Genomic DNA, 9,641 nt, shown 5'->3' on the forward strand with positions numbered 1-9,641 from the left:
CCTGCTTCAACGCAAATAATGCTCAGCCATCAAGCTTGTTGAAGACATGCGCCTTTCCGAGAACGGTCACCGACACCATGCTGCCGATTTCGGGCAAGCCGACGCCGGAGCTCTTGATGTTCAATGTCTCCGAGCCGTTGGCATTGGACAGGACGACGGTCACCGCGCAGATGGCGCCGCCGAATTCGATATCGGTGACCTTGCCGATGCAAGCCGCGTTCGCGCCGGCGTCATCGACGGCTCCCAGACGCAACTGCTCCGGGCGCAGCATGATGTCGGTGCGTCCCTGCCGGTTCGCGGCATCGACCGGAATGTGTCCGAGAATACATTTGGCAGATCCGCCGTCGAGATCGGCCGGCAACACGATGGCATCGCCGAGAAAAAGCGCGGTCTCGCGGTCCTGCGGGCTGAGGTAGAGGGCCTGCGGGGTCCCCGCCTGTATCAGAGCGCCCTCGCGCAGCACGGCGACCTGGTCCGCGAAGGACAAAGCCTCCGTCTGGTCGTGCGTCACCAGAACCGCCGTGATGCCGGCAATCTGCAGCACGCGGGCGACCGCTTTGCGCATGTTTTCGCGCAAGCCCGTGTCGAGCGCGGAAAAAGGCTCGTCGAGCAACATCAGCCTCGGCTTGCGGCCGAGCGCGCGCGCAAGGGCAACGCGCTGCTGCTGGCCGCCGGAAAGCTGATGCGGGCGGCGATCGAGCATGCCGCGATGCAGTTCGACCATATCGATGAGGGCGTTGATCCTCTGCTCGCGATCACGCGCGCCGCGCTCCATGCCGAAGCCGATGTTCTCCGCCACGCTCAGATGCGGGAACAGGGCGCCGTCCTGCGAGACGATGCCGATGCCGCGGCGATGCGCCGGCACGATGGCCTCGCCGTCCGCCAGGGTTTCGCCTTCCAGTATCACCTGTCCCGCGTCGGGGATCTCGAAGCCGGCAATGATGCGCAGCAACGTCGTCTTGCCGGAACCGGAAGGGCCGACGATGGCCGTACGGCTGCCGGCGGCGACCGTCAGGTCGATATTGTTCAACGCATGCACGGGGCCATAGCGCTTGCTGATATTCTTGATCGCCAGAAAGGTCATTGTCCGGCCGTTCGCTTGGATTGCACGTAGAGAAGAAGGGTGAGCGGCAGCGACAGCACGACCATCATGAAGGCGTAAGGCGCTGCCGAAACATAGTCGATCTCGCTGGTCAGCGACCAGAATTTCGTCGCCAGCGTTTCCGTGCCGTTGGGAGAGAGCATCAGCGTTGCCGTCAGCTCATTGGTGATGCCGAGCGCGACGAGCGCCACGCTGGCGGCAAAGCCGGGAGCGGCAAGACGCATGGTGATTTGCCGTACGGCCTGCGCGGGCGTGCGGCCGAGCGCCATGGCGGCACGCTCGAGCTCGACGGGTGCCTGGGCGATGCTGGCGCGCAGGCCGACCATGGCGCGCGGCAGGAAGAGCAGGACATAGGCAAGCAGCAGCGTGGCGAAGGTCTGGTAGAGCGGCAGGATCAGCCGGACGGTGATCGAGACCAGCGCCAGCGCGACGACGACGCCCGGCAGCGAGCCGACATAATAGTGGCAGGCCTCGAGAATCCGCTGCAGCCGGCCCGGCGCGCGCACCGACAGCCATGCCATGGGCGTCGCGGCGATGGTGGCGAGCAGACCGCCGGCGATTGCCAGAACGATGGTTTGCAGCAAGGCGGAACCGACCGTATCGATCCGCCAGATGCCTATTCCGCCCAGATAGAGCCAGCGGGCAAGGGTCACGAAGGGAATGCCGAGCGTCAGCACGGCGGTAACGACAGGCAAGGCGATGGCGGGAGCGACGAACCAGCCGAGACGACGGCGATCCGTTGGGCGAGCGGCGCCCGAACCGATGCGGGCATAGCGCTCGTTGCCGCGCACCAGCACTTCTATGCCGAGCAGCAGCAGGCAGCAGAAAACGAGGACGCCGCCGAGCATGTTTGCGGCGGGGCTGTTGTAGGCCGATTGGAACTGGTCGACGATCGCAGTCGAGAAGGTGTCGAAGCGGATCATCACGTAGAGACCGTATTCCGCCAGAAGATGCAGGCCGATCAGCAGCGATCCGCCGCAGATGGCCAGACGAAGCTGCGGCAGGATCGCGCGGAAGAAGACGCGCCAGGGGCCAAGCCCGAGCGAGGCGGCGGCATCCTCGATCGCGGGATCCAGCCGGCGGAGCGTTGCCGCGACCGGCAGATAGAGGAAGGGAAAATAAGCAAGCACCGACACGAGCACGCCGCTCCACAGTCCGCGCATGCTCGGCACGAGACTGACCCAGGCATAGCTGTGAACGAAGGCGGGCACCGCAAGCGGCGCGACGGCCAGCCAGGACCAGATGCGGGCGCCGGGAATATCGGTACGTTCCGTCAGCCAGGCGAGCGTCACCGCCAGCAGAATCGACAGCGGGATGGTGCAGACTTCGAGCAGGACGGTGTTGACGAGCAGTTCGCCGACGCGATTGCGGAAGATCAGAGCAACGACTTCGGCCCAGCCGGTATCGATCGTGATCCAGATGATGAAGCCGAGCGGCACGAGGCTCAGGAGCGCGACGATGGAGGCAAGGGCGACGACGGAGGCGTGCCGGACGCGGCTGCGGGGCGCAGCCGTCAACTGGGGCATTCGCATGGCGGCAGGCTCGCCGGCATATGTGTTCTTCTGCAGCAAATCCGAGCTGCCTTTCACGCCCTGAAATAGGAAGACAACCGCCGCTTGCGGCGGTTGTCCGATCGATCGGCCCCAAGGCCATCCGTATGCCCCTAGCAGGGCATGCGACAGTGATGCAAGAGCAAAGCCCGCCCGAGCACGCTCGAAACGCGCTCCGGCGGGCTTTCGCTTTAGATCAGCCCGGCTTCCGTCATCAGATCGGTGACCTTCTTGCTGTTCAGCTTGGAAGGCTCGACCTTCGGTGCCTGCAGGTCGGTGAGCGGCACCAGCTTCGGATTGGAGGCTTCGCCATTGCCGACGGCATATTCATAGGAATCGCCGTCGCGCAGAACGGCCTGGCCACCCTTGCCGGTGATCCACTTCAGAAATGCCTGGGCTTCCTTCTGGTGCTGGCTGGAGGCGAGAATGCCGCCGCCGGAGATGCTGACGAAAGCGCCCGGATCCTGGTTCTTGAAGTAATGCAGGGCGACGTTCTTGCTGTTTTCAGCCGTCTTCGCCTGATCGCCGAACCAATAGTAGTGATAGATGACAGCGCCTTCGATCTCGCCGGCATTGACGGCCTTCATGGCGACGCTGTTGCCCTTGTAGAAGCTGGCGTTTTCCTTCATCGCCTTCAGCCAGGCGCGGGTGGCATCCTCGCCCTTCAGCTCCAGAAGCGCGCTGATGATCGCCTGGAAATCGGCACCGGCCGGAGCGCCGCCCCAGCGGCCCTTCCACTTGGGATCGGCCAGATCCAGCAGCGACTTCGGCAGGTCTGCTTCCTTCAGCTTGGTCTTGTCATAGGCGAAAACCGTGGAGCGGGCGGCAACGCCGATCCAGTTGCCATCGGCGGCCTTGAAGGTTTCCGGCACCTGGGCCAGCGTATCGGCATCGACCGGCGCAAAAAGCTTGTTGGCGTCGACCAGCGTCATGCCGGGGGAATTTTCCGTCAGATAGACATCCGCCGGGGAAGCCGCGCCTTCCTGAATGATCTGGTTGGCGAACTGCATGTCGCTACCGTTGCGGATCGTGACCTTGATGCCGGTTTCCTTGGTGAAACCATCCGCCCAAGCCTGCGTCAGCGCCTCGTGCTGGGCGTTGTAGACGACGATGCCTTCGGAGTCGGCGGCGTTCGCCATCATCGGAGCAACGGCGAGGCCTGCGGCAAGCGCCAGCGCACTGGTGAGATGAGAAAAGGAAAAAGTCATGAATCCCCTCGCTATGAAGCTGCCGCCACCGGCAGCAATGCGATAGCCTATATTTTTCCTGACTGCCATTTTCAAGTTTACAGTCGTATCCCTCTATCACAAAAGCTTGAGAATGGAGTCAAGTTTTCACCGCGATCTCCGCGGCAAGGTCGAGCCAGGCGCGGCCGGCATGCGACAGATAACCTCCACGCCGCCATATCCATGCCATATGCCAGTCCATTTCCGGCTCGACGACGAGAGCGTGACCGATGCCTGGCCGACAGCGCTGCTCCGCGATCAATCGCGGCAGGAAGCCGACGCCGAGGCCGGCGGCAACCAGCTCGACAATGAAATTGATCTGGCTCGAGCGGGCGGCGATATCCGGCGCGAAGCCCGCCGTACGACAGGCATCGAGAATGATGCCGTTGAGCGCGAAGCCCATTTCGAACAGGAGGAAGGGATTGCCCTTCAGCGCCGCCAACGGCACGAAATCGCGGCCGGCGAGCGGGTGCGCCGGCGGCAGGAGAACATGTATCGGCTCGCAGCGCACGCTTTGCCACTCGAGCGCATCGAGCGTCGGAAGGAGCGAGGCGCCGAGATCGACCTCGTCGGCAAGCACCATTTCCTCCAGACGCTTCGCCCCCTGTTCCACCAGCCTGATCTCGATGCCGGGATAACGGTTGCGGAAGACGGCAAAAACCGGCGCGAACAGCGCATCGTTGCCGATCGGCGGCAGGCCGAGGCGCAAGGTGCCGCGCGTCAGGCCGCGCAGCTCGGACAGTTCGGCAAGCAGGTCGTCTCGCCCGGCAAGAATGGCCACCGCCCGGCGATAGACCACCTCGCCCGCGTCGGTCAGCGTCGTGCGATGACCGACGCGATTGAGCAGCGGCAGGCCGAGTTCATCCTCGAGCTGCCGCACGGCCTTGCTGACGGCGGATTGCGTCGTGAACACCACCTTGGCGGCTTCCGAAAAACCGCCCTGGCGCACCACCTCGACAAAGGCTCTCAGCGTCCGAAGCTCCATCACTATTCCTTATAGGACTGGTTTCAATGAAATCAATTCATTTTGTTCATGCTCCGGAAAGGCCTATCTTCAGGTCATCAGATTTTCCCGAGTTTTTCCATGCGTATCGAGCTAAAGAACCATCCGAACCTGAGCCGCCTGGCTCAGATCCTGCTGCTGCTGGCCTTCTGGCAGGCGGGCGAGGCCATCGTGCGCCTCGCGCATCTGCCGATACCCGGCGCGATCGCCGGAATGCTGCTGGTGCTCGCATTGTTTGCAAGCGGCAAAGCCAGCGTGACGAGCATGAAGCGCGGCGCGGAGTGGTTTCTCGCCGAGATGCTGCTGTTCTTCGTGCCGGCGGTCCTCGCCCTGCTCGACCACGGTGAATTCATCGGCATCGTCGGGCTGAAGGTGCTTGCGGTCATCTTCGCCGGCACCATCATCGTCATGGGCGTTACCGCGATAGCCATCGACATCGGCTACCGCCTGATGATGCATCCAGGAGCATCCCGTCATGTCCACCATTGAAAACGCCGCATCCGGCCTGTTCTGGCCGTTGGCGACGATCGGCCTTTATTATCTCTCCAAGGCGCTCTATCGGCGCTGGCCCTCGATCTGGCTGTCGCCGCTGGTGGCGGCACCCGCCGTCCTGATCGTCATCGCGCTCGTGCTGCATGCCAATTATCAGGACTACATGCACGACAGCCGCTGGCTGCTTGCCCTGCTCGGCCCCGCGACCGTCGCCTTTGCCGTGCCGATCTACGAACAGCGCGCGCTGATCAGGCGCTATTGGCCCATCCTCCTGTTCGGCGTGACGGTCGGCAGCACGACGGCCATGGTTTCGGCCTGGGGGCTTGCCAGCCTCCTCGGCCTCGACGACAGCCTGCGGCTCAGCCTGATGCCGCGCTCGATCAGCACGCCTTTCGCCATGGTGGTTTCGGGCGATATCGGCGGCGTGCCCAACCTGACCGCCGTCTTCGTCGTCATCACCGGCCTGTTCGGCGCCATCGTCGGGCAGACGCTGTTGCGGCTGCTGCCGCTGCAATCGGGCATGGCCAGGGGCGCGCTTTACGGCATGGGAGCGCACGGTGTCGGCGTCGCCAAGGCGCATGAGATCGGACGCGAGGAAGGATCGATCGCCGGTCTCGTCATGGTGCTGGTGGGACTGACCAACGTGCTGGCGGCGCCGGCGCTTGCCTGGCTCATGCATTCAGCCTGAACGAAAACGGCCGCGGCATCTTCATGCCGCGGCCGTTTTCAATTCGAACATCCGGCTCAGTTGTCTCGTGTCTCCAACGTCTTGCTGAAGAAGATCGCAACCAGCGTGCAGACGACGCCGGACAGCAGATAGAGGCTGGTATAGACGAGGCCGAACTGGCTGGAGAGGCTGAGCGCCACGAAAGGCGCAAAGCCGGCGCCGATCAGCCAGGACAGATCCGAGGTCAGGGCCGAGCCGCTGTAGCGATAGTTGCGGCTGAAGCGAGAGGCGCTGGCGCCTGCCGCCTGACCGAAGGAAAGGCCCAGCAGCGTGAAGCCGAGGACGACGTAGATGTGACGGCCGGTCACGCCGCCATCGAGCAGCCATGGCGCGATGAAAGCAAAGCAGGCGATCAGCACGGCGGCAACGGCGAGCTGGTTGCGACGGCCGATCCGGTCGGCCAGCAGGCCGGAACAGATGATGGAGACAATGCCGCAAATGGCGCCGAGGAATTCCATCAAGAGGAACGAGCCGGGAGTCTGCTCGCTGTAAAGCGTCACCCAGCTCAGCGGGAAGACGGTGACCAGATGGAAAGCCGCGAAGCTTGCCAGCGGCACGAAGGCGCCGATCAGCACGTCGCGGCCATGTACGCGCAGCAGCTCCGTCATCTTCACCGGCTCGAGCTCATGACGCTCCAGCAGGGTGCCGAATTCTTCTGTCGCCACCAGACGCAGGCGAGCGAAAAGCGCGACGACGTTGACCGCGAAGGCGCAGAAGAACGGATAACGCCAGCCCCAATCGAGGAAGTCCGCCGTCGTCAGGCTGGTGGCGAAATAGGCAAACAGCGCGCTTGCGAGCATGAAGCCGATCGGCGCGCCGAGCTGCGGGATCATCGCATACCAGCCGCGATGGTTGGCCGGGGCATTGAGAGCCAGAAGCGAAGCCAGACCATCCCATGCACCGCCGAGCGCAAGGCCCTGGCCTATGCGGAAGAGAGCGAGCAGGACGATCGCATAGGCGCCGACCTCGGAGTAGCCGGGCAGGAAGCTCATCGCAGCCGTCGAGCCGCCGAGCAGGAACAGAGCGATGGTGAGCTTGACGCCGCGCCCGTATCGACGATCGATCGCCATGAAGATGAACGAACCGATCGGCCGGGCGATGAAGGCAAGCGCGAACACGAGGAAGGAAAGCAGCGTGCCGTGCAGAGGGTCCGCGAAGGGAAACATCAATTTCGGGAAAACCAGCACCGATGCGATGGCATAGGTGAAGAAATCGAAAAATTCGGAGGTGCGACCGATGATCACGCCGATGGCGATGTTGCCGGGAGCGACGGAGCCGCCGGCATGCATGCTGCGAGCGTCACTTTCGAGTGTTGAAGACGTGGGGTTTAAAGTTTCATGTGTCACGCTGACCATGTATGGGAGCCTCCCTCTCCAAGCGCGAACTCCTCCACGAATTCGCGCATAATCAAAATGTCGGCCAATCGTGCGAACATATCAAGTATCTAGCATGAAATAATTCGCAAATTAGCCATTTAACCCGTCCTTGCCCGGCTTTGTCGCCTTGTCATCTGAATATGGGAAAAGGCGACCGATGGTCATTTGTTCCGATCCGGGTATATTAGCCGCGATAAAAGCGAATGATCGATGGAAAACCTTCTGGATTTCAGCATGTTTTCCCGATAGGTGGGACCGCATTCCATACCGCATTGCACTCGCACTTGCTGCGGTGCGACGAAACACCTCATATCGTTCATGACCGCCGTCCTTTAGTCGCGGTAGGGTCGAAACAAAAAGAGCTTTAAGACGTGCTAAGACTATCGAAGATTTTCAGCCGCTTATCTGTCATCCCACTGTTTTTGCTGCTTTCTGGCTGCAATCTCGTGGTGATGGCCCCCTCCGGCGATATCGCCATGCAGCAGCGAGACCTGATCATCATCTCGGTCGTGCTGATGCTGATCATTATCATCCCCGTGATCTTCCTGACGCTGTTCTTTGCCTGGAGATACCGCCAGTCGAACACCGAGGCGACCTACGAGCCGGAATGGCATCATTCGACGCGTCTGGAGCTGGTCATCTGGTCCGCTCCGCTTGCCATCATCATCGCGCTCGGCGCGGTGACCTGGATCAGCACACACCAGCTCGACCCCTACCGTCCGCTCGACCGCATCGCGGCCGACAAGCCGATCACCGCCGACGTGAAGCCGCTGACGGTCGAAGTGGTCGCGCTCGACTGGAAATGGCTGTTCTTCTATCCGGACTACGGCATCGCCACCGTCAACGAGATGGCTGCGCCGGTCGACCGGCCGATCAACTTCAAGATCACGGCTTCAGCTGTCATGAACTCCTTCTTCATTCCGGCGCTGGCAGGCCAGATCTACGCCATGCCGGGCATGGAGACGAAGCTGCACGCCGTCATCAATCATCCCGGCGAATTCCAGGGCCTGTCGGCCAACTATAGCGGCGCGGGCTTCTCGAACATGCGCTTCAAGTTCCATGGCCTCGACCAGGCGGATTTCGACCAGTGGATCCAGAAGGCCAAGAGCCAGGGCTCGGCGCTTGGCCGCCCGGAATATCTGGCGCTGGCCAAGCCGAGCGAACGCAACCCGGTGCAGTATTTCAACGCCGTCGACGATGGCCTCTACAACGCCATCCTCAACATGTGCGCCGACCCGAGCAAGATGTGCATGAGCGAAATGATGCATATCGACGCCAAGGGCGGCGGCGGCAAGGAAAGCCAGGAAAACCGCGAGCGTCTGATCTACGACAACCGCGATGGCGCCTCGGCCGAAGTCACGCCCGTCAAGGCCGACGGCTCCGCCGGCCACACCATGCAGCATGGAGACAACTCGATGCAGGGCATGTCCATGCAAGGCATGGATATGGGCAACGGCTCTTCTTCCGATTCGTCGACCGGTTCGGCGCAGCATCAGGATCATTGATCCGATGCGCTCAATAACAAGACATTCATAAGGGACAGAGGCAATCCATGTTTTCCAACCCGGACCTCTATAAATTCATCTTCGGTCGGCTGACGCTCGACTCCATCCCGTATCACGAGCCGATCCTCGTCGCGACCTTCATCGGCGTCGCCATCGGCGGTATCGCCGTTCTCGGCCTGCTGACCTACTTCCGCCTCTGGGGCTTCCTCTGGAAGGAGTGGTTCACCAGCATCGATCACAAGAAAATCGGCATCATGTACGTGGTGCTGGCGCTGATCATGCTGCTGCGCGGCTTTTCGGACGCGCTGCTCATGCGCGTGCAGCAGGCCATCGCCTTCAACGGTTCCGAGGGTTACCTGCCGCCGCACCACTACGACCAGATCTTCACCGCCCACGGCGTCATCATGATCTTCTTCGTGGCGATGCCCTTCGTCACCGGCCTGATGAACCTCGTCGTGCCGCTGCAGATCGGCGCCCGCGACGTGTCCTTCCCGTTCCTGAACAACTTCTCGTTCTGGATGACGACGGCCGGTGCGATCATCATCATGATCTCGCTCTTCATCGGCGAATTCGCAAAGACCGGCTGGCTCGCCTATCCGCCGCTTTCCGGCATCGCCTACAGTCCCGACGTCGGCGTCGATTATTATATCTGGGGCCTGC

The 9,641-nt window shown here is 62.2% G+C and carries 9 protein-coding genes; 4 read left to right on the plus strand and 5 right to left on the minus strand.

Annotation, left to right across the window (positions count from 1 at the left end; genetic code table 11):
- Positions 1-22: 22 nt before the first annotated feature.
- The 4 genes from GR212_RS03965 to GR212_RS03980 form a co-directional block, all read right to left on the minus strand.
- Positions 23-1,084 (minus strand): ABC transporter ATP-binding protein, encoded by a 1,062-nt coding sequence (locus tag GR212_RS03965; RefSeq protein WP_163985131.1) that lies wholly within the window; start codon positions 1,082-1,084, stop codon positions 23-25.
- The gene (locus tag GR212_RS03970) at positions 1,081-2,634 is read right to left on the minus strand and encodes an ABC transporter permease (RefSeq protein WP_246725678.1); all 1,554 of its coding nucleotides are present in this window, start codon (positions 2,632-2,634) and stop codon (positions 1,081-1,083) included. The genes GR212_RS03965 and GR212_RS03970 overlap by 4 nt, the downstream gene beginning before the upstream one ends.
- Positions 2,635-2,843: 209 nt before the next feature.
- Entirely contained in the window at positions 2,844-3,860 is a 1,017-nt protein-coding gene (locus GR212_RS03975) for an iron ABC transporter substrate-binding protein (protein WP_163985133.1), read from the minus strand.
- 118 nt (positions 3,861-3,978) lie between these two features.
- A complete protein-coding gene (locus tag GR212_RS03980; RefSeq protein ID WP_163985134.1) occupies positions 3,979-4,863 on the minus strand; it encodes a LysR family transcriptional regulator in 885 nt (294 codons plus the stop codon).
- 99 nt (positions 4,864-4,962) lie between these two features.
- Here GR212_RS03980 and GR212_RS03985 point away from each other — a divergent pair, with 99 nt between their 5' ends.
- Together GR212_RS03985 and GR212_RS03990 are read left to right on the plus strand one after the other, a co-directional pair.
- Positions 4,963-5,370, plus strand: coding sequence for a CidA/LrgA family protein (locus GR212_RS03985; RefSeq protein ID WP_163985135.1), 408 nt, complete (start codon positions 4,963-4,965; stop codon positions 5,368-5,370).
- The gene (locus GR212_RS03990; RefSeq protein WP_163985136.1) at positions 5,357-6,061 is read left to right on the plus strand and encodes an LrgB family protein; all 705 of its coding nucleotides are present in this window, start codon (positions 5,357-5,359) and stop codon (positions 6,059-6,061) included. The genes GR212_RS03985 and GR212_RS03990 overlap by 14 nt, the downstream gene beginning before the upstream one ends.
- A 56-nt stretch (positions 6,062-6,117) precedes the next feature.
- Here GR212_RS03990 and GR212_RS03995 read toward each other — a convergent pair whose 3' ends face one another.
- Positions 6,118-7,455 (minus strand): MFS transporter, encoded by a 1,338-nt coding sequence (locus GR212_RS03995; RefSeq protein ID WP_163985137.1) that lies wholly within the window; start codon positions 7,453-7,455, stop codon positions 6,118-6,120.
- 392 nt (positions 7,456-7,847) lie between these two features.
- Between GR212_RS03995 and cyoA the strand changes: the two genes are divergently transcribed.
- Together cyoA and GR212_RS04005 are read left to right on the plus strand one after the other, a co-directional pair.
- Positions 7,848-8,981, plus strand: coding sequence for a ubiquinol oxidase subunit II (cyoA, locus tag GR212_RS04000; protein ID WP_163985138.1), 1,134 nt, complete (start codon positions 7,848-7,850; stop codon positions 8,979-8,981).
- A 47-nt stretch (positions 8,982-9,028) separates the two neighbouring features.
- Positions 9,029-9,641, plus strand: a 613-nt coding sequence (locus tag GR212_RS04005) for a cbb3-type cytochrome c oxidase subunit I (RefSeq protein ID WP_204326233.1), incomplete at its 3' end; no start/stop codon positions are given.

This window comes from Martinezella lusitana (assembly GCF_010668395.1).
In the GTDB taxonomy this organism is placed as follows: Bacteria; Pseudomonadota; Alphaproteobacteria; order Rhizobiales; family Rhizobiaceae; genus Rhizobium; species Rhizobium lusitanum_A.

Coding starts and splice junctions, on each gene's coding strand:
- GR212_RS03970 (WP_246725678.1), bottom strand. CDS start 2,634: ATGCGAATGCCCCAGTTGACGGCTGCGCCCCGCAGCCGCGTCCGGCAC.
- GR212_RS03995 (WP_163985137.1), bottom strand. CDS start 7,455: ATGGTCAGCGTGACACATGAAACTTTAAACCCCACGTCTTCAACACTC.
- GR212_RS03990 (WP_163985136.1), top strand. CDS start 5,357: ATGTCCACCATTGAAAACGCCGCATCCGGCCTGTTCTGGCCGTTGGCG.
- GR212_RS03975 (WP_163985133.1), bottom strand. CDS start 3,860: ATGACTTTTTCCTTTTCTCATCTCACCAGTGCGCTGGCGCTTGCCGCA.
- GR212_RS03980 (WP_163985134.1), bottom strand. CDS start 4,863: ATGGAGCTTCGGACGCTGAGAGCCTTTGTCGAGGTGGTGCGCCAGGGC.
- GR212_RS03965 (WP_163985131.1), bottom strand. CDS start 1,084: ATGACCTTTCTGGCGATCAAGAATATCAGCAAGCGCTATGGCCCCGTG.
- GR212_RS03985 (WP_163985135.1), top strand. CDS start 4,963: ATGCGTATCGAGCTAAAGAACCATCCGAACCTGAGCCGCCTGGCTCAG.